Here is a 19,260-nt window from a genome sequence, read left to right on the forward strand (position 1 = left end):
CGGGCACGCACCTTTCTTCCCCCGTTCGGCCCACCCAACTCACGATCCGGGGGCGGGCGTTGATGCGTTACCTCTCCACCATACGGGTGCTGTCAACTCTCCGTCCCGCTGGGCGGCGAACTGGACGGGCAGTGCGGTCGAGGTGCGGATGAACGGGTTCTTGCTGTGGCTGATCTCGGCGGCGGGGACGGCCAGCCAGCTCGTATGAGTGGCCGGGCCGGAGGACCCCTATGAAGGGCCGGGTGGCTCACAGGGTCTGTCCTGTGGATCTTGACCACATAGCGGTCACACTCCGATGAAGCTCACTGTTTCTGTCACGTCCGCCCGCCCGGTACGCAGCCGTGGCACGCCTTCCTTCTCGAATCCCACCGCGACGCCGCAGAACAGTACGAGCCCGTCATCGGCTCCGACTATCTGGCTGACAGTCTTGCGATACATCGTCCACATCACCTGCGGACAGCTGTGCAACCCTTCCGCCCTTAGCAACAGCATGACGGTCTGCAAGTACATCCCCGCGTCCCCCCACTGGCCGGGCCCCATCGTCCGGTCGAGGTAGCAGAACAGGACGACCGGCGCCCCGAACGCCTCCGAGTTCAAGGCGGCGATCTTTTTGGGCCTGCCGAGGTCATCGCGCTCGATTCCCAGCGCTTTGTACCGCTGGTCGGCCGCGGCGGAAAAGCGGTCCAGATACGGCGAGGTCAGTTCGGGCGGGTACATCGGGTACTCCCGCTCATCACCCGTGTCGCCCGCCAGCGCCCTGGCTGTCGCGCGCCGCTTCAGTTCGGCCAAAGGCTCGCCGGTCACGACATACACATGCCATGGCTGGAGGTTCCCACTCGACGGAGCCCGTGTCGCTGCAGCCAGCACTCGTTCGAGTATCTCTTTGGGTACGGGCTCATCGCTGAACGCCCGCACGGCCCGGCGACTGTCCACGGCCTCATATACATCCACGTCTTCTCGTCCTCTCGCTCAACGACGAACACCTCTCCACCGTCTTCAAGCGGTCCGTATGGGGGCGTGCACTCCGGGCCTCCGGGCCTCCGGGCCCATCTGACGCGCGTTTGGGCCCGGTGTCCGGCCGAAGCCACTCACATTCGGTGAGAAGACCTAGCTGTTGCGGGACATCACGTTGGTGACACAGGGCAATGGAGGCGAAACCGAGGTGCCAGCCGGCGTGCTCACCTCAGCCTTCGCGATCAGCATGATCGTCGGCGCCCCCCTTGTGGCCGCGCTGGCCCGCAAGTGGCCCAGGCGCTCCAGCCTTCTCGGGTTCATCCTCGCTTCTTCGGCACCGTCACCGCTGCCGCACTCCTCATCTGGCTCCGCTCGTGATCGAGGAGACAAGGCATTGAGCGTCGCGGTATTGATCCCGGACCTCGGGGCGTTGCTGGAAGCCGGCTGACGTGTAGGTGGCGACGGCGCCGACATTGGAACTCGGGGTACAGACGATCGCGCTCGACGAGCCCAGCTCCTGGAGTGCGGCCGCCGCGGCGACGGTGATCGCCCCGCCATAGCCGTGACGTCGATGTTCCCGGTGCACGCCCATCGGTTCGAGCAACCCGGGCCTACCCGGACCTGCCGACCACACCGTCACCGCCGCCACCGCGTTGCCCTGGTCGTCGAACGCGACCAGACCCCGGGCGTCGGCGTACGGCAAACCGGCCGCCATCGCGTGCCAGCGCTCGTCCGTGAACCTCGACCCGTCGAACGCTGCCCGATGTACGGCGGCATACACGTGCGCCTGCTCCGGCCCGACCACCTCGATCCGCACGCCTGGATCCTTCACCGGCTCCGCGAGGTCGCGGCGCAGCGGCGTCCACGGCTCATCAGCATTCCAGCCATCCTCGAACAGCAGATCGTGGACCAGTGCACCCCTCGGCGCCTCGACGTTCACCTTCCCCTCGGGCAGTACGCCGCGCTCCGGCTCGGTCACATCGTCAACCAACTGCTGCGCCAGCTCCTCGTCCCGCTGAGCGTCCGGTGCGATCGTCAGCCGCAACAGCCCGGGACCGTCCAGCAGCCCAACGGCGAGAATCTGTCCGTCCCGGCTCCACGTCCTGACCGCCGCGGCGGTCGCTTCCGCACCTGACCGCCAGAACCAGCCCAGGTCCCCCGGATGCAGTTGCATCGGCGCCCCCTCGTACTGCCACTCCCGCAGCACGCCCACAGCCTCGCTCAGCCCGTCGACTCCCGGCTTGCCCAACACAATCGCCATACCTCCGATCACACACCACCGCACCGACAGTCCGCACCCGGTTTTCGACGGGTCGGCGTGGTGCGGGTTCGAGGACTCGGGAAGGCAGCCGACGATCGAAGAGACACGGCCCAGTCATAGTGCCCACCTGGTATCGCAGGCATTCCCTGTGCTCAGGCTGGGCGGGACGAGTTGTCAACCGTTTTGGTGCGCCCGCCGCCCCGGGTATGGGGCGGCGTGCGCGGGTGAAGCTCGCTTCAGTTCCTCAGCCAGGACCTCGGGACCGGCCTTGCTCCCGGCGTTCTCGCCGCTGATACGGCCGCCGGATTCCTCGTCCTGGAAGACCTGGCGCCCCGCGTGAGCCTCGACCAACTGCTTCGACGGGACGGCGCGCCAGCGCACGGCGACCGACTGGCCGCGTTCGCCCGCGCCCGCGGTGCGCTCAGCGCGGCCACCGCGGGGCGAGCTGCGGCCTACTACGTCCGCCGGGCTGAGCTGGGACCGGTCGACCCTGCGGCAGACCAGGCAGGACGGCTCGCCCCGTTCCGGGAGGCCGGAGTCAAGCACGCCTCGGCCCTCGGGGTGCACCTCGAAGGCCGGGCCGCATATGAACTTGCTGCAGTCACCGATGAGTTGGCTGTGCCCGGCCCCTTTCTCGCCCTGAGTAACCAGGATGCGGAAGCCAACAACATCCTGCTCCACGCCTCCGGACCGGTCGACGCCCGCCTCATCGATTTCGAATTCGCCGGCTTCACACACGCATTGACGGACGCCGTGTGCCTGTATGTACCGGGCCCAGCCTGGCTGACGGTGGGCGATCCCACGACTACGGGGCTTGCCGACCAGTACCGTCACGCCCTGGCCCTCGGCATCCCGGAGGCCGAGGATGACCAGCGGTACGGAGACAGCCTCGCCGCTGCCTGCGTCTCCTGGGCGCTGGTTCGTCTGCAACGGTTCCCTCTGCTCGACACCCGCTCACCAGGTGACCACAGCCGACTCCAGCTCATCGCAACACTCGAAGCCGCTGCTCACACCTCCGAAACCCATCAGGCCCTGCCCCGCCTCACTGCCTGGATCCGCCGCATCGCCGCCGTACTACGCCGCCGCTGGCCCGACGCGGACCAGGACTTCACCGACCCGGTAGGGTTCCCGCCCTACCGGGCCCGGCTCTGACTCCGAGCGCTCTCGCACGCTTCGACCGCGGCTGGACGACCGGAATCGAGCAAGCAAGGAGCCGATGCTGGGCGGGAGGCGATGAAGACAAATTCCCTGCCCGGCCGACCGGGGGCGTCGCGCACGTCATCCACCACAAACCCGTGGCGACCAGATCTTGCTCGACTTCCTGACGGTCACGGAACCTCAGCGTCGACTCCGACGTCAGCACCTGCCCGTCCGCGGCGCATACGTAGTTCCAACGGAAGCTCACGAGCGGCCCGGCCACCTCCAACAGCTCCACCCAACTCTTCACGGCACCAACGCCAGGCACATCTGTGACCTTGTGGCAAGCCTCGCGGTTCCATGCCTCCCAGGCACGCCGCGCCCGGTCTCGCGTCTCGAACACCAGATGCCCGCCCGGCCGCAAGGCTTCGTAAGGACCGTGCAAGGTCGCCTGCCATGCCTCGGGCTCAGCGATCTCTTGTGTAGTGCGGCGATTGCCTAGTTGCTCCTCGCGCCACTGCCGCCTGGGCGGCGCTGGCAGCGACGGTCAAGGAGGTCAGTCCGCGATTGTCCCAGTAACCACCCAGGCCACGATGACGAGGACGACCGCGGAGGTCCAGGCGACCGGCGCCACTCCGGGCCGCCGGGAGAGGCAACCCCAGGTTCCCACGAGTGCGGCCAGCGGGGCATTGATGGCCGGGATGGCCATGACGAGGTTGAGAGTGGACTCGTCGCAGAGCGCGTGCTGCTCGTAGTCGCAGTTGGCCGTGCCCATCGGGGACAGCATGCCCATCATCAACAGCGCCCCTGACAGCAGCCACAGCACGAGGACACCGAGGACCCGCAGCACGATGTCAGCCGCGCCGGGCCGACCCTCGCGTGCCACGTACGCCGCGGCGTCCCGCTCCGCCTCGACCTGCCATCCCCTTCGATCGTTCATGGCCGCCATGCTAGGAAGCCGCCCGCAGGACCGACATCCGCTCTCGTACTCAGACGAGCCACATGAGGACGTACCCACCTAGCTAGGGAGCGCCTTCGATCATCCGATCGTTCGGCCCGGTGGAGGGGCTGTTGGGGAGGCGGCCCGGGAGGCGGGCGCGTGGCACCGCTCGTGATCGCCGACCGCTCGCCGTCCTGGCCGTGGGCACCGCCGCCGCTCTCGCGGTGGCCGACGACTCCATACGCCCCGTCGTACCGGGCTCCGGCGGTACGCTCAGCCACGGCGTCAGCGACCACGCCGCTGAGATCAAGCCGGTTGCCGGCGCGAGCCGGCTGATTGCGTCGGGGGCCGGACTGCGCCGAAGGCTCTGACCGTCCTCGCGAGCGCGGGGCCCCTCTCTGAGACCTCGGGGCGGGCGCCGTGACATGTCAGCCGTGGGCGACTTCGTGAGCGGGGTCGTTGCCGGGCCGCATTCCCGAGGGGCCAGAGGGCTTCAGCTTCGCTCGAACGCTTCCGTCACTACGGCGGTGGAGCTGCCGGAGGTAGCTCCACCGCCGCAGCCGGGCGAGCATTTACTGGTGGGCGCTGATCACACCGCCGGAGCTGAGCACGATGTCTACGCCGTTGGCGTCGAGCCCGGCGTCGTGCTGGTTCGCTTCCAGCGTGCCGTACACCGCGCCGTCGTTGCCGAGGATCTGCGCACGGTACCGGAGGTCGCCGATTTTCGTGACCTTGGCCGTCCAACCGCCCGCGAGCTTGAATGTGCCCGGTCCCTGGTGTCCGCCGCCCATCCAGGAGTGGACCTGGCCGCCGAGCGTGAGCACGACGAACATGTCGTTGGCGTCGAGCCCGGCGTCGTGCCCCTTTGTCTCCAGGGTGGTCACATCCGTCTAACACGGGTGTGAGTAGTGGAAGGACGCGCACGTTGCCTGTTCCCTCTCGTGCGGGGACCAGGAGGCCATGGGGGCGGCGTGCAGGATCGAAGTTGGTGCGAACAGCCGACGGAATACAAGGCCGGTCGGCCGCCGGTGTGGCACCGGCGGCAGCTACGTCGACTCCACCGTCACCGTCATCGTCGCGGCCATCGCGCCATCAACGAGTGGCTCACCGCCCTGATGTAGCGGGATCCACGTTCCACACCTCGGGCAGATCACCGCCGCAGAAGACGCAAACGAAGTCGTCCTCGCGCACGATGTTGTGCTCCTGGCAGCTAGGACAGCGCCGGAACACCACTTCGTGGGTGAAGCCGGACGGATGCCCGAGCGCTGCGCGATGCAGAGCCTGAGCAACCGCGGACCAGGAGCTGATGTCTGGGCAATACCCGGTTGAGTGGTTACTGACGTCGCCCACAGCCCATCGGCCTGCCACGCGGGTGAAGCTGACCTCGCCGGCGCTCAGGACCGGCCCTCCGCCGGCACAGGCCACATGTTCGCTTCGCCACGGCGCCAGCCGAAGCACGCCGTCCGTGCCGACTACATAGGTGAACGGCTCGACCAGCTCCGCCGCCGACCGCTCAGCGATCCAGTTGTCGAAGTCAGTCGCCGAACCGATACGGCACCCGCCGCTGCCAGGCCGGACCGCAGCTTTCAAGTCGGCCGGTCCCACATAGCGATAACTCCGTTCGCGCACGCTCACATGAGCCAACCTAGAGCACCTCCGATACACGCTCCAGCTAGTCACCGGCGACCGGTTCCACCAGGTCGTCCAGCGCATGACCAGAGACCTCATGGCCACCAGCACCATGGCCCAAGGCACGCCCGGGCGTTTCTCATGGGCCGCTCCTACAACCCTGTGCCCAGCTGCGCCCTGCACTACAAGAGCAAGCGCACGCCCGAGGCGATCAGCACTTGACGGAGCGTGCCCCCAGACCATCGGGCCTCTCTGCACCATCGGGACGACAGGATGTGAACCTGCGCCCCCTTGCCCCCAGCGGCGCGCACATTCTCCAGGACTCGTCCAACACGCAGATTCCAACGACACAACACGACCTGCTGCAGCACCAGGAACGTCAACGGAACTTCGGCGTCCCGACCCTTGCAGCCCCTGCTGAACATGCCTTCACACGTCCCACTCCTATCCGCCCTGCGGCACAAGGGAGTTATCCGGGGGCCGCCACCGGCCCGCCTGCCCCACGGCTTGTCACACCCCACTGACAGATGGGGCCATGAGCAGCGAGAGGGGTCAACTGACGGACGCCGTACCGGCCGGCTTGGCGCGGCCCCTGGCCATCGGCCGGGCGGCGGTACGGGCAGCACATCGAGGGCATGACGCCCGGACACCACCTGCGGATTGAGGTGTTCCGGCTGGCCGAGGCGATCCTCGGCGGCGCGGAGGTACCACGCGCGGAATTCGCGGCATCGCTGCATGTACGGCGCGAGCTTCTCGATCGAACCCTGATCATCAAAGAGGCACACGCCCACGTACAGTCGACAGGGGCGGGGGCCGCTGCCCTGACAGCCGATGACCGCCACACCCGGGGCAGCCGACGCCCCGCCGGTTCCGAGAGGAGTCTCCCTTGCCGTACGCCACGACCCCGGATGGGCTCCGCGTCGCCTACCAGGTTCGCGGCAACGGGCCCCCGCTCGTCCTGCTGGCGGGCCAGGCCAACAGCCACCACTGGTGGGACGGCATCCGCGACGACTTCCATGCTGCGCACAGCACCGTGACGATCGACTATCGCGGCACCGGCGAGAGTGACGAGCCCCGAACTGCCTACAGCACACAGGAGTTCGCGCGGGACGTGATCGCGATACTCGACGATCTGGACATCGACCGTGCGGACGTCTACGGCACCTCGATGGGCGGGCGGGTGGCTCAGTGGCTGGCCATCCGCCACCCGGGACGGGTCGGTGGGCTCGTCCTCGGCTGCACATCCCCCGGTGGCCCGCTCAGCTTCGAACGCAGCAACGAGATACGCCGGTCACTGGCCGTGCCCGACGCGGCCGCGGCACAGCAGGCCCTGGCCGCGTTGATGTACACCCCGGCCTGGCTCGCCACCCACTCCGGCCCCTACCAGACCCTGGGTGACCCCACCATGTCAGCCCGTGCCCGTCGCGGGCACCTGACCGCAAGCCGCGACCACAACGCGTGGGAGGAACTGCCCGCCATCAGCGCACCCACACTGATCCTGCACGGCAGCGATGACCTCCTCAACCCAGCCGCGAACGCCGCACTACTCGCCGACCGCATCCCTGATGCCCGGATGACGCTGATTCCGGGGGCCCGGCACGCCTACTTCGAAGAGTTCCGTGCCAGCGCGAGCCCCCTCGTCCTGGACTTCCTCACCCGGAAAGCACCCGAGGCGTGACCAATCGATCATGGCCGAGCTCTGCACTGGATACGCAATTGCTCGGCCAATGAGCTGAGGACGCTACCCACTCCGAAAGGTGAGCAGCGCCCTGTGAACGCCAAAACGGTCCAACCCTCTACAGAACTCAGGCTTTAGGGCCGCTTCGACCGGCCGAGCCCGGCATCTTCCACAACACCAGAGCGTATACACCGCCCATGATAAAGGTGCCAAGAAGTTGCCCCCACAGGGGCTCGATGACCTTGTTCACCGCTATCAGGCTGATACCCCATGCGAGGGTGAGGAACACTCGACCAGCCATCATTTCAACTCCCAACTACGCGAGCGCCCATAGGCATCCAGTCCTGCCAGAGACAATTTTGCACGGCAGCTCTCTGCAACCTTGCCAGCCAGGTCCTTGTTGACGAACTTGCCGACCGCAAGCTACCCGCTCCGGTTATCGCACCCTTGACCAAACGTTGTGCATTAACTGCCCCCGATCTCAAACACAAGTGAGTCGCGCGATGAGAGCACCTCGCGGCCGCGGTCACAAGCGACCCTAATGATCAAGGGAGTAGACGTAAAGGATCTTGAGGAACACTTGAGGCCCGTTTTACATGCGCTTAGGGCTGTTGCCGAATGCAGTACTTATTCTTCCCATTCGGGAGCGATGCAGAACAAACCACTCGGCGCACCAGACCTCGCCGCCGCCTCCCACGCAGCAGCCCGCAGAGCATTCGCGATCCTTGACGGCACGCTGCTGCCCATCGACCGCATCACCGCAGACCAGCCGTACTACTCGGGAAAGCACCGCAAGCACGGGATGAATGTGCAGGTCATCGCCGACCGTTCGGCAGGCTGCTACGGGCCTCGCCAACGCTGCCCGGTGCCGTGCACGACATCAAGGCCGCCCGCACCCACGGCATCATCGACGCCCTGACGGACGCCGACATCCTCTGCTGGGCTGACAAGGGCTACCAAGCGCCAAGATCCTCCTGGTACGGCACGTAGTAGTCCCAAGCCGAAGCACCCATCCTGTACCCCCTCCGAGTCAGCTGCCAACGCGGCACTACGACACAGGAACGTTAGCGGTCGCCGCCGACAGGCCATGAAGGCTGACGACAGTCCTCCTGCACCGACTGCGGACACATACCGAAGAAGAGAGCAGTTGATCACGATTGCCGAGGGCCGGAACAGCGGCAACAGCCGTGACGGGAAGCGGGCCGAGACGGTGCTGACGGACGTCGGTCCGGTCGAGTCAGGTCTCAGGTTGCCAGGATCGTCACCCTGTCGAGCCGGACCACCGTCGGTGCCGAGGCAATGGCGCCGACCACGTCCTTCGACCGGTCGTCCGTCACCTCTCCGAAGATCGTGTACTGCCCGTTCAGGTGGGGCGCCGAAGCGAGGGTGATGAAGAACTGCGAGCCGGTGCTGTCCGTGCCGAGATTCGCCATGGCGAGTTGGAAAGGCCGCTCGAATCCCCGATCCGGATGGATTTCGTCGGGTATCCGGTATCCGGCGCTGCCGTGCCCGGTGCCCAGCCGGTCGCCGCCTTGGACGACGAAGCCGGGCACTCGCCGGTGGAAGACCGTGCCGTCATAGAAACCGCCCTCGCCGGTGGCTCCCGTCACAGGGTCGGTCCAGGTGCGGCTCCCGGTCGACAGACCGACGAAGTTGTCCACCGTGTAGGGGGTTTCGTCGGGGCGCAGGGCGAGGTGGATGTCGCCGTGTCCGGTGTGCAGGACCGCGGCCAGGGATCGGTAGGTCCTCAAGGAGGAGGAGAAGGGTCGACGGGCAGGTGTCCGGCGGACCCGCACCGGAGAGTCGCGCAGCGGGTCGTTCAGGGGGGCGAATGCGTTCCGATCGCTGCGGTCGCCGCATCCGACCGTGCCCGGTGCGCTGATGTGCAGGCCGGTCGCGCCCCATCCCGATGGGTCCGCAGGGATCTCGGCCGGGGCGGCCGAGCGCGAACCGAGCCATACCGGATGGCCCTCCACCGAGTCGAGGCGGTGTGCCTGTCTCAGCTCCCGCACCTCCGCCGAGGCGTGAGTCAGCAGCGTATCGAGATCGGTCGCTGCCTGGGCATCCAGCACCGTGCGCATGGCCGTCGTGTCGTGGTACTTGTCGAAGAGCGAGCCGTTGTTGTGCTCCAGGGTGAAGCACTGGTCGACGAAGACCCCGTCGGGCAGCTCGTGCTGGACGTAGCGCCGCATCATGGCGGCCACCGGTGCCCACGCCTCTCCGCCGAACTCGACGCCCGGACCGGCGAACGCGTCCGTGGCGAGCCGCAGCGCCAGGCCGTGGCCCCTCTCGCGACGCAGCCGCTGCCAGGTCACGCGGCTGTCGCCCTGGTTGATCTCCGTGATGAAATCCGCCAGTTCCTGCGGGTAGTGCTGGGTCCGGGCTCGTTCGTAGTGTCCGAGCTCATTGCCGATCACGTTGTCCAGGTGGCCCGCCAGTTCGGCACACAGGTGGGGCAGCCAGCGGAACAGCCGTGCTCCGGCCGTGCGGTCGCCCGCCGCGGTCAGCCACTCCAGCAGGTAGAAGTCCGCGGCGAGCGAGGACGGGTCGACGGAGTCGACGAACCAGCGCGGGCTGTGGGCGGAAAGGTCCGCGGCCATCAGGGTCAGGGCTTCGTTGCGGTCGATGTCGCCGTCGAGGTGGCGGGGCCAGTGCCGTTCGGCCACGGAGTACAGCCGCGCGTAGCGCCACTTGGCGCCGAGTACATCGACACAGGGACGGTGCGTGGGGTCCAGCGCGCGGACCAGATGGCCTGCGGTCATCTCCACGAGGATCTTGGTAAGGATGACGCGCAGCCGGCGCTGGTAGGGAGCGCTGCCGGGCAGGCGGCGGACCAGCTCGGTGGACAGGTGGCCCTCGGGGATGGCCCCGGATTTCAGCTGTGCCCAGCCCACCATGGTCAAGACGGCGTCCGCGAGCGTCGATCCGCGGAAGCGGCGGCAGTCGACGTAGATGCCCGTGACCTTGCCCGCGTCGATCAGGAAGCCCGTGGCGGGTGGGGCGGGGGCGAGCGGCACGAGGTGGAGATCCAGCGTCCGCTCGGTCTCGGCAGTGCCCAGCGCCGCGCAGAGGGGAGCCAGGTAACGTTCGGGCGCGAGGAATTCGTTGATCTCCGCCGACGCCTGTTTGCGGATCTCCTCGAACGCGGGGAGCGCCTCGGCGAGGGTCGGGGCCGCCGCGGTCAGCGCGGTGGTGACGAGTTCCGTCCCGGGGCGAAGGCGGTCGTCGTCGACGAGGGTGGTGAGGTCTTCCGGCCGGCGGGCGGCGGCCAGGAACGCGGGGAGGCCGGAGCCGACGGTCCTCGCCCATGACCGCAGTCCGTCACGGAACAGGTCCGTCTCCGCAGTGACCGGTCTGGGCAGGAAGTTGGGTTCCCAGGAGCCGGTGCGTCCGATCAGCTCGCGCTGCAGAGCGAGAGCGAGGTCGAGGGTGGTGCTGCGCTTCTGATGGAATTTCACATCGCTCCCCACTGTCCGCCCTGCTCGGTGAGCAGACCCGCTTCCCGCAACTCGGTCGTGATCCGACGGCACCGCTTTTCGGTCAGTGCGGCGAAGGCAGACGCCTCCTTCGACAGGCCCAGCGCGTACTCGGTGACCGACGGTGCGGAAAGTCCGTGACTCAGGCCCCAGACCAGCGCCACGTCGGGCGGCAGGCGGAAGTGCCGGCCGGCGGGCTCGACCAGCGTCACCATGTCGTCGTAGGCGCGCGGGAAGAACGTCGGGGACCTGCGCAGCGGACCGCTCCCCGCCGGCCAGGCCGGCCAGTGGGAGACGCCGACGCCCTGCCAGCCGAGGGTGGCTGTGGCGATCAGACAGGTCTGCGCGAACGACGTCAGCGCGGTCAGGCCGGCCTGCGGGTCGACGGCCAGGGGGTCGTCCCGCAGAAGCCGTTGGAACTCTGCGAAGGGAAATCCGTCGGGGCCGCTGCGAGCAAGCTGCCGCCACACCCACTTCTCGCCGAAGTAGAGGTCCCCGCCCGCCGCGGCCAGCGCCTTCCCCGCGCACACCAGGGCGCGCCGGCCGGCGAGCGCGGCCCCGTCGAGGTCGTTCGGGTGGTCCGAGCGTTGGAGTCCGAGGCAGTCCTCGATCGCGAAGAACGCGGCGAGTATCCAGACGTTCATGACCAGCCGGGACAGCCGCAGGGGATGTTCGTCGAGCCGTTTCCGCAGCGCGGCCAGCGCACCCGAGTCGGTCACGATGTCCCCGGTGAGCAGTCGGACGGTCAGCGCGATCTCTCGGTCCGACAGTGTCCGGCCCGCATGGTCCGAGCGCAGGTCCGTGCCGAGGACCCGGTCGACGAGCGACTCCAACGTGTCCAGCCGGACATGCGTGACGTCGACACGGATGGTGTCGGCGAACATCTGCTGCCGTTCCTCCCCTGCCGGGGAGCCGACCAGATAGACGTCGATGTCGCTGGTGGCGCTGCCCAGTCCGACCACCGAGCTCCCGGCGACGAACGCGGCGGACGCGTCCGTGGACGCGGCCAGGCGGGACGCGATGCTCCTGCCCAGGCGCACCCTGTCGCGGGCCGATGCCGCTGCTGTCATGCGCTCTCCTCCCTTGGCACGGTTCCGCGACGGCTACCAGCCGGGGTTCTCCGGCAGCGCGAGCCCGAGGTACTTGCCGTCGTCGGACACCATCACGCCCGCGCGACAGCACTGTTCGAGGAAGGCCGTCACCTCGTCGTCGGTGACGGACAGGCCCAGCGCCGCCAACTGGCGCCAGACCGCCGCCGCTGCGCGGGGTGCGTCGCCGCAGGCCTCGTAGGCGTCCGCCTTCCAGCCCGTGAGGACGGCCCGCCGGGGCTGGTCGGTCCTGCGGTCGATCAGCGTCAGCTTCCCGGGCAGCCGCTGGTAGACGAGGCTGGGCTTCGCCTCGGTGAAGCGGGTCTGCCAGTGCGAGACGGCGGCGTTCAGCGCGGCCACCGTCTCGTGGGACACCGTGCCGGACGCTTCGTAGTCGAAGAAGTACGCGATCTTCTCGAGGTCCAGCGAGGCGGGGTAGACGTGGCTGTAGCTGGCCCGGGGCCGGAGGTTGTCGATGGGGAAGGACGGATCGGTGAAATAGGGGCTGAAGCGTTCCAGCCAGATCCTCCCGCAGCCTCCGGGCGGCTGCAGATGGTGCAGGAGCGGGAGCAGGGACAGCTGCTCGGCGTAGTCCTCCTCGGTCTCTCCCGGGAATCCCGCCAGGATGTTCCACGCCACGTCGATCCCGTAGTAAGCGGCCCACTTCAGCAGCCGGATGTTGATCAGCTTGCTCGCGCCCTTACGCATCAGCTGGAGCACATGGGTGCTCAGGCTCTCGATGCCGGGCTGAATCCGCAGGATCCCGGCGCTCCTCAGGGTCGCGAGCTGTTCCCGGGTGAGATTGGCCTTCACCTCGAAGAAGAGGTTCACATCCCAGTGCTCCTCGGCAAGCTGCGCGCACAGCGAGGAGAAGTACCCCATGTCGAGGATGTTGTCGACCGTGTCGACGTGCACCACCGGGTAGTCGCGCAGCAGCGCTCTCAGCTCGGTGAACGCGCGCTCGCCGGACTTGGAGCGGTACGCCATGCCGAGCGCGTTGAGGCCGCAGAAGGTGCAGTGGTGTTTCTGGCCCCACCAGCATCCCCGGGAGAACTCGACCGGCAGCCGTATGGGGGTCCGGCCCAGCAGCCGAGCGCGGTCGAAGCGCTCCAGCCAGGCGAAGTAGTCGCGGTAGTCCGGGGTGGGAAGGTCGTCGAGGACCTGCGGGCGCTGGGCGTCGGCGGTCGGCGGCGCGTCCGTGGCGGGATGCCGCAGGACGCCGGGGATGGGGTTGTCCGTGCCGTCGGCGATGTTCTTCAACAGCGCGGGGAGCACGAGGTCGCCCTCGCCGGTCACCACGTGGTCGAGCCAGGGAAGCTTTCTCGCGTACTCGGCTCCCATCTCCCCGTCGAAGTTGGCGCCCCCGTAGACCAGGGTCACGCCCGGGTGGAACTCCTTGATCTTCCTCCCCAGCGCAAGCGAAGCCGTGTTCTGCAGGAAAGTGGAGGTGAACCCGATGACGTCGTACTCCCCCCACACCGGCCTGGCCGCGCATTCGGCGATCCAGTCCGGCAGCCTCTCGCGGCGCAACTCCACGAGATCCTCAAGGCCCTTGCCGGTGAGCTCGTCCCAGATGGACTTCACCTCCGGGTACGCGGCGAAGTAGTCGTCGTCCGGGGTCACTTCGCCGAATGCGGCGTAGGAGAACAACCACTCCCCCATCAGGTGGAGCCGCTCGGAGGCAACGTTGGCGATCGTGTCGTAGGCCTTGCTGCCGAAGAAGGAGGCGAACTCGATGTTGAGGTAGTGGCTGTCGCACTCGTGGCCGGCCCGGCGGGTGATCGACTGCAGCAGTCCGCACTGGATGGAGGGCGCGTGGATGCGCGCCCAGGGCATGTTCACCAGGGCGACGCGCAAGGCTCTGCCGGGCGGTGAAGCGGACGCCGCGTGGTCCGCTTCGGTCCGCACAGCCAGGGGCAGGCGGATGATGCTCATCGGTTCCCCCTCGGGTATGGGCACATCGGTCACTCGAAGTCGTCGTGGCCGTGTCTGCTCGCGCGCCGGGCCTGGACGAGGATCGACAAGGCGGCCAGGACGGTGAACCCGAGACCGGCAGCGACCTCGAGGCCCAGGTCGCCGAGCCAGGGCCGGCCGTCCATCCCCGCGCGGACGGCGTCCAGGCCGTGCCGGCCCGGCAGCACCTGACCGATCGCGTCCACCCATCCCACCCGGCCGGGCGGGACGAGCGCGCCGCTGCACAGCATGACGAGGTAGGACAGGACGTTCGGGGCCACCACGTCGGCCCGTTTGCCGACGGTCATCGTCGCTCCGGCGAGCCCCAGCACGCTCAGCGTCAGCGCGATCAGTGCGTACACCCACGCCCAGGGCAGCAACCGCAGGGCGAAGTCCGTCATACCGACCAGGGGCGCCGCGATCGCGCCCTGGACGACGAGGAGGCCCCAGCCCATGACGGGGTAGGGCAGCACCCGCGCGATCTGGGTGATGGTGGGCGACAGCGCGCCGGTGCGCACCCGCGCGAAGGTGGCGTACTGCTTGTCCAGGACGGGCACAGCGACCACACCGTTGACGTTGGTGCCGCTCAACACCAGTACGAGCGATCCGGCGAAGGCGTACTCGCGCTGTCCGGGACCGGCGAGGACGCCCGTGAGCGTCGTGAAGAACAGGATCTGCAGGACCCCGCGCGGCAGCGTCGCGCCGAGCAGGCCGGCCGGCGTCTCGAGCGCGCGGTACTCCAGCCAGCCCATACGGGCCGCCTCGGCGGCCCGCCAGGCCAGCGAGGCGCGGGCCGGGGCGCCACGGTGCGCCGGGGCGGTGTCAAGCGAGGTCAAGGGTGCCCTCCTTCCGAGACCTCTCGACGGAACGGCGGTAGGCGAAGCCCGCGGCGGAGAAGTAAGCGAGCGTCAGCAGCGCCGCCACGCCCAGCGGGGCGACCGTGACGCCGCCGGTGGCCCCGTCGATCAGACAGTCCTTGATCCAGTGCAGGCTGAGCAGATCAGGCGCCCAGCGCAGCCAGGCGGGCAGCGCGTGGGGCGGGATGAGCAGCCCGCCCACGGCGAAGACCGGGTACATCAACGCGTGGGACCACACCAGCCCGTTGCGGGTCACCAGGAACAGGCAGGACACCAGCGCCCCGAGAGCGGTGCCGGAGCACACCAGCACCATGAGCGACACGGCGATCCACACCGGATGCGACACGCTCAGCGGCAGCCCCAGCGCCGCCGCGGTGACGCCGGTGCTGACGAGGATCGCGCCGACGCTGGTGACGGTCGCGCCCAGGCTCTTGCCCAGCAGCACCAGGTACGGCGACCAGACTCCGGAGACACAGCGGGCGAGGGTGCCGAAGCTGCGCTCCCGGCGCAGGACTCCTCCGCTCATCCACACCGTGGAGCCCCACAGCGCGGTCAGCATGACCGCCACGATGAGCTCGGCCGCGCCGTCGGGTTCGGGACGGCCGGTCTCCACCGCGATGACCAGGAACACGGCGGGGAGCATGCCGGAGTTGACCAGCAGCAGCGGATTGCGCTGCATGGCCCGCTGCTCCATGCGGAACGCGGTCACGAACATCCACAGGGCGCCGCTCACCGCACTCCACCGACCTGGCTGCCGTCGGCCAGGCGCGCGGCCACCTGTGCGTAGACGTCCTCGAGCCGCACCGGGTCGATGCGCACATCCAGGACGGTGACATGCGCCAGCGCCTGCTCCAGCAGGCCGAACGAGCCGACGCTCCAGTCACGGACGTGCAGCCGGAGGGTCCACGACCCGTCGGCCACGTCGACGCCGCCGACGGCGATGTCGGGGGACGACACGGCGCCGCCGTCGGGCGGGCGGCCGGTGCCGCGTACGGTCACCGTGGCGGTGTAGCCGGCCTGCCGGGCGAACTCCTCGACCGGCAGGTCCGCCGCGAGGGTGCCGTCCGCGAGGATGATCACCCGGCTGGCGAGGCGTTCGATGTCGAGCAGATAGTGGCTCGTGAGCAGGACCGACACGCCGGTGTCGCGCAGTGCGGCGACGGTGCCGCGCAGCCGGTCGGCCTCCACCGGGTCCAGGCCCACGGTCGGTTCGTCGAGCAGCAGCACGCGCGGCTCGGCGATCATGCCGATGGCGATGTGGAGCCGCTGGCGCATGCCCTTGGAGTACGTCTCCACCGCGCGGTCGGCCGCGGCGACCAGGCCGACCTCCTCCAGCGCGGCGTCCAGCTTGGCCTTCAGGCCGGATCGGCCCACGCCGGCGAGCATGGCGAAGAACCGCAGGTTGTCACGGCCGTTCAGCTTGGCGTAGAGGCCACGATCGCCGCCCAGCACGACGCCCGTCATCCGGCGTACTGCGCGCAGATCGCGTGTGACGTCGTGCCCGAAGATCCGGGCGGCGCCCGTGGTGGGCAGCAACAGGGTGGCGAGGATCTTGGTCAGGGTGGTCTTGCCCGCACCGTTGCTGCCCAGCAGGCCCACGATCTCGCCGACCCCTACCTGGAAGCTGACGTCCCGCAGGGCCACGATCTCGCGTCCGCGGTCGGTGAAGGTGCGGCCGAGCTGTTCCACGACGATCGCCGGCTCGCTCAACGTCCTGCCTCCGCCCGGTGCATGTCCGCCGCCCCGTGGGCGAGGGCCGCCCGCGCGGCGGCGAGTCTGACCAGGGGGACGCGGGGCGGCGAGCACGAGATGTGGTCGAAGCCCGCCTCGGCGAAAAACCGCACGGCCGCCGCATCGGCCGCCTGTTCGCCGCAGACGCCGAGCGTGATATCCGGACGTACGGCTCGTGCCTCATCGGCGACCTGGCGCGCCAGGGTCCCGACCGCCTCGACGTCCAGCAGGGCGAAGGGGGATGCGGCGAGGAGGCCCATGTCCTGGTAGGCGGGCAGCAGATGCTGTTCGGCGTCGTCGCGGGACAGGCCCCAGACGAGTGCGGTGAGGTCGTTGGTGCCCAGGGACAGGGAGTCCGCACGGCGCGCGATCGACCGGGTCAGCAGCGCGGCCCGCGGGGTCTCGATCATGGCGCCCAACGAGATGCCTGCCTCGGCCGGGGAGGTTCCCAGGTGGGCGCAGACGTCATCCAGCATGCCTCGGACGAAGTCCAGTTCCGCCGACGCGCTCACCATGGGAACCAGGAGTTCGGGTCGCGGGTTGCGGCCGGCGCGACGCAGCGCGAGGGTCGCTTGCGCCAGCGCCTTGATCTGTACGGCCGTCAGCATCGGGAGCAGGACGCCCATCCGCACGCCGCGGACGCCGAGCATGGGGTTGCGCTCGTGCAGGCGACGGGTGATGTCGAGCCGGTCCCGGTCGGCCGGCGCGGACGTGGCCGCCGTGGTCAGAGAGAGTTCTGTCAGGTCAGGGAGAAATTCATGACGCGGCGGGTCGAGCAGACGGATCGTGACGGGCAGTCCGTCCATCGCCGCGAGGACATCCGTGATCTCCGCCCGCAGGAGCATGTGCAGTGTGGCGAGGTCCTCCGTCATGTCGGGGCCGGGCCGGGCCATCAGGACTCGTTGGAGCACCTGGTGGCGCTCGCCGAGGAACATGTGCTCGAGCCGGCAGAGTCCCACCCCGCTCGCGCCCAGCGCTCGCCCGGCGGCGGCGTCGGCGCCGGTGTCGGCGTTCACCCGCACCGCGATGCCGGGCAGCGCGGACAGCGCGTCGCCCAGCCAGCCGGGCAGCTCCAAGGCCGCCCGCCGTTCGGCGGAGGACCGCTTCCGCCCGCCGAGGTGGAGCACTCCGGCATGGCCGTCCACGGTGACCAGATCACCGGCGCGGACGCTGTCGCCGCGCGTGGTGCGCAGAACCTTGGCCTCGGCGTCCAGGACGCCGTCGACGAGGGCGGCGACGGCCGGCAGCCCGAGTCCGCGCGCCACGACCGCGGCGTGCGACGTCTGTCCGCCCCGCTCGGTGACCACGGCCGTCGAGGCCAGCAGGCCCGGGAGGTCGGGCGGCCTCGACTCGGTGAGGACGAGCACGGGCTGTTCTCCATCGGCCCGCGCGGCGACTGCCTCGGCCGCGCTGAAGACGACGGTGCCGGAGGCAATGCCGGGAGACACACCGAGGCCGCGCGCCGCCGCGGGCAGTTCGAGGGATGGCACGGCCGCGGAACGCGCCTGATCGACGTCCCGGGGCTCGACCAGCGACACGGCCTGCGCCCGGGTCAGCCGACCCCGTTCGTATCGGGTGGCCACGGCGTGCAGGAGTGCGGCGCCGTGCAAGGAGGCTCGGGTGATTCTGACGATGATGGGCCTGCCGTGTTCGACGACGAACTCCACCCTTGCCGGCCAGTCGAGTTCGGTCTCGGCGGCCTGCACCGCTTCCCGTAACGAGCGGCCCCAGGGCCGCGTCTCGAGGAGTTCGTCGAGATCCACGCCGCCCGCCGTCAGCAGCTGGGCTCCGGATCCCCCGGCGAGAAAGGAGCCGGTCACGCCGGACCGGCCGGTCGACGGATCGCAGGAGTGTGCGAGGCCGCTGCCCGAGTCGGGGCCGCACCACAGCGGCTGCCGTCCGAGTCCGACGTGGGCCGCGTTCGGCTCCGCTCCGGTCAATGCCCGTACCGTGACGATGACTTGCTCGACAGGATCGTCCGGCAACGCGGCGTCAGGATCGGCGAGGGCCAGGGCGGCGGCCAGGGCGGCCCTGCGTTCGGCGGCGAAGCCGTCACCGGCGAGCCCTGCCAGCCACTGTTGGCTGGCAGGGCTCATACCGAGAAACGACAGGCAGCTTCCCTTCAGGCAGGGAAGCCATGCTGTCAGGAAGAGGGGGCGATCCGCACTCCCGAGGCGATGGTCGGGATCGAGCTCGGCGATCGCCTCATGGAGCGTGGCGTCAGCGGCATCGACCGGCAGCCGGAGCACTGAATCAGCAAAAAGACCGACCGGCAGATGATCCATGACCACGTACTGAATCCCCATCCCCCAGGGCAAGGTCCGGCACCGATTCCGGTGGTGAACCTCTGGTGACAACGGCCCCCTGCCGAGCCGGGGGCGGGTCGACGAGTGGACGCTACCGCTTCACGAACTCCGGGCGGACACCGAGCAGGTACACCCGGTCGTCCAAATCGGCGGCATCCTCCGGGATGATCGGAGAGAATTCCAGCTCAGCCAGGTCGGCGAGCTCCTCTGCGTTCGAGCTTGATATGTCCATCATTTGACGCTAACAGCG

Annotated in this window: 15 protein-coding genes and 4 pseudogenes; 4 read left to right on the forward strand and 15 right to left on the reverse strand. The window is 68.9% G+C overall.

Annotation, left to right across the window (positions count from 1 at the left end; all coding sequences use genetic code 11):
• Nucleotides 1-285 precede the first annotated feature (285 nt).
• Nucleotides 286-951, reverse strand: a complete 666-nt coding sequence (locus tag JK363_RS30965) for a nitroreductase (protein ID WP_201880198.1) — start codon at nt 949-951, stop codon at nt 286-288.
• A 160-nt stretch (nt 952-1,111) separates the two neighbouring features.
• Between JK363_RS30965 and JK363_RS30970 the strand changes: the two are divergent.
• Nucleotides 1,112-1,291 (forward strand): annotated as a pseudogene (locus JK363_RS30970) (hypothetical protein); the annotation flags it as partial.
• A 21-nt stretch (nt 1,292-1,312) separates the two neighbouring features.
• On the opposite strand, the gene JK363_RS30975 reads toward JK363_RS30970, so the two are convergent.
• The gene (locus JK363_RS30975) at nt 1,313-2,215 is read right to left on the reverse strand and encodes a GNAT family N-acetyltransferase (protein WP_201880200.1); all 903 of its coding nucleotides are present in this window, start codon (nt 2,213-2,215) and stop codon (nt 1,313-1,315) included.
• 336 nt (nt 2,216-2,551) lie between these two features.
• Between JK363_RS30975 and JK363_RS30980 the strand changes: the two genes are divergently transcribed.
• Entirely contained in the window at nt 2,552-3,367 is an 816-nt protein-coding gene (locus tag JK363_RS30980) for a hypothetical protein (protein WP_201880202.1), read from the forward strand.
• Here the strand turns inward: JK363_RS30980 and JK363_RS42965 are convergent.
• The 4 genes and pseudogenes from JK363_RS42965 to JK363_RS30995 form a co-directional block, all read right to left on the reverse strand.
• Nucleotides 3,349-3,833: pseudogene (locus JK363_RS42965) on the reverse strand (hypothetical protein); the annotation flags it as partial. The gene JK363_RS30980 and the pseudogene JK363_RS42965 sit on opposite strands and share 19 nt — an antisense overlap.
• Nucleotides 3,834-3,908: 75 nt before the next feature.
• Nucleotides 3,909-4,292, reverse strand: coding sequence for a hypothetical protein (locus tag JK363_RS30985; protein ID WP_201880204.1), 384 nt, complete (start codon nt 4,290-4,292; stop codon nt 3,909-3,911).
• Nucleotides 4,293-4,864: 572 nt separating this feature from the next.
• A pseudogene (locus JK363_RS30990) lies at nt 4,865-5,176 on the reverse strand (hypothetical protein); the annotation flags it as partial.
• A gap of 220 nt (nt 5,177-5,396) precedes the next feature.
• The gene (locus JK363_RS30995; protein ID WP_201880206.1) at nt 5,397-5,927 is read right to left on the reverse strand and encodes a hypothetical protein; all 531 of its coding nucleotides are present in this window, start codon (nt 5,925-5,927) and stop codon (nt 5,397-5,399) included.
• An 880-nt stretch (nt 5,928-6,807) separates the two neighbouring features.
• On the opposite strand from JK363_RS30995, the gene JK363_RS31000 reads away from it, so the two are divergent.
• Nucleotides 6,808-7,599: an alpha/beta fold hydrolase gene (locus JK363_RS31000; RefSeq protein WP_201880208.1), complete on the forward strand. Its 792-nt coding sequence runs from the start codon at nt 6,808-6,810 to the stop codon at nt 7,597-7,599.
• 127 nt (nt 7,600-7,726) lie between these two features.
• On the opposite strand, the gene JK363_RS31005 is transcribed toward JK363_RS31000, so the two are convergent.
• Nucleotides 7,727-7,888, reverse strand: a complete 162-nt coding sequence (locus tag JK363_RS31005; RefSeq protein WP_201880212.1) for a hypothetical protein — start codon at nt 7,886-7,888, stop codon at nt 7,727-7,729.
• 381 nt (nt 7,889-8,269) lie between these two features.
• Between JK363_RS31005 and JK363_RS31010 the strand changes: the two are divergent.
• Nucleotides 8,270-8,559: pseudogene (locus tag JK363_RS31010) on the forward strand (transposase family protein); the annotation flags it as partial.
• A 284-nt stretch (nt 8,560-8,843) separates the two neighbouring features.
• On the opposite strand, the gene JK363_RS44330 reads toward JK363_RS31010, so the two are convergent.
• The 8 genes from JK363_RS44330 to JK363_RS31050 all read right to left on the reverse strand — a co-directional run bounded on the left by JK363_RS44330 (nt 8,844) and on the right by JK363_RS31050 (nt 19,242).
• Nucleotides 8,844-11,057, reverse strand: a complete 2,214-nt coding sequence (locus tag JK363_RS44330; RefSeq protein ID WP_307821931.1) for a peptidylprolyl isomerase — start codon at nt 11,055-11,057, stop codon at nt 8,844-8,846.
• Entirely contained in the window at nt 11,054-12,145 is a 1,092-nt protein-coding gene (locus JK363_RS31020; RefSeq protein ID WP_201880215.1) for a nucleotidyltransferase family protein, read from the reverse strand. Before JK363_RS31020 ends, JK363_RS44330 begins: the two co-directional genes overlap by 4 nt.
• A 33-nt stretch (nt 12,146-12,178) precedes the next feature.
• A complete protein-coding gene (locus JK363_RS31025) occupies nt 12,179-14,098 on the reverse strand; it encodes a RiPP maturation radical SAM C-methyltransferase (RefSeq protein ID WP_201880218.1) in 1,920 nt (639 codons plus the stop codon).
• A 29-nt stretch (nt 14,099-14,127) separates the two neighbouring features.
• A complete protein-coding gene (locus tag JK363_RS31030; RefSeq protein WP_201880221.1) occupies nt 14,128-14,952 on the reverse strand; it encodes an ABC transporter permease in 825 nt (274 codons plus the stop codon).
• Nucleotides 14,939-15,706: an ABC transporter permease gene (locus JK363_RS31035; protein WP_201880223.1), complete on the reverse strand. Its 768-nt coding sequence runs from the start codon at nt 15,704-15,706 to the stop codon at nt 14,939-14,941. Before JK363_RS31035 ends, JK363_RS31030 begins: the two co-directional genes overlap by 14 nt.
• Complete coding sequence (locus tag JK363_RS31040; protein ID WP_201880226.1) at nt 15,703-16,683, reverse strand: ABC transporter ATP-binding protein; 981 nt, start codon at nt 16,681-16,683, stop codon at nt 15,703-15,705. The genes JK363_RS31035 and JK363_RS31040 overlap by 4 nt, the downstream gene beginning before the upstream one ends.
• Nucleotides 16,680-18,800 (reverse strand): putative PEP-binding protein, encoded by a 2,121-nt coding sequence (locus JK363_RS31045; RefSeq protein WP_201880228.1) that lies wholly within the window; start codon nt 18,798-18,800, stop codon nt 16,680-16,682. The genes JK363_RS31040 and JK363_RS31045 overlap by 4 nt, the downstream gene beginning before the upstream one ends.
• A 301-nt stretch (nt 18,801-19,101) precedes the next feature.
• Nucleotides 19,102-19,242: a hypothetical protein gene (locus tag JK363_RS31050; RefSeq protein ID WP_201880231.1), complete on the reverse strand. Its 141-nt coding sequence runs from the start codon at nt 19,240-19,242 to the stop codon at nt 19,102-19,104.
• Nucleotides 19,243-19,260 lie beyond the last annotated feature (18 nt).

The sequence above is a fragment of the Streptomyces coffeae genome, assembly GCF_016741875.1.
Classification (GTDB): Bacteria; Actinomycetota; Actinomycetes; order Streptomycetales; family Streptomycetaceae; genus Streptomyces; species Streptomyces coffeae.

Coding starts and splice junctions, on each gene's coding strand:
- JK363_RS31020 (WP_201880215.1), bottom strand. CDS start 12,145: ATGACAGCAGCGGCATCGGCCCGCGACAGGGTGCGCCTGGGCAGGAGC.
- JK363_RS30985 (WP_201880204.1), bottom strand. CDS start 4,292: ATGAACGATCGAAGGGGATGGCAGGTCGAGGCGGAGCGGGACGCCGCG.
- JK363_RS31050 (WP_201880231.1), bottom strand. CDS start 19,242: ATGGACATATCAAGCTCGAACGCAGAGGAGCTCGCCGACCTGGCTGAG.
- JK363_RS30975 (WP_201880200.1), bottom strand. CDS start 2,215: ATGGCGATTGTGTTGGGCAAGCCGGGAGTCGACGGGCTGAGCGAGGCT.
- JK363_RS31025 (WP_201880218.1), bottom strand. CDS start 14,098: ATGAGCATCATCCGCCTGCCCCTGGCTGTGCGGACCGAAGCGGACCAC.
- JK363_RS31045 (WP_201880228.1), bottom strand. CDS start 18,800: ATGAGCCCTGCCAGCCAACAGTGGCTGGCAGGGCTCGCCGGTGACGGC.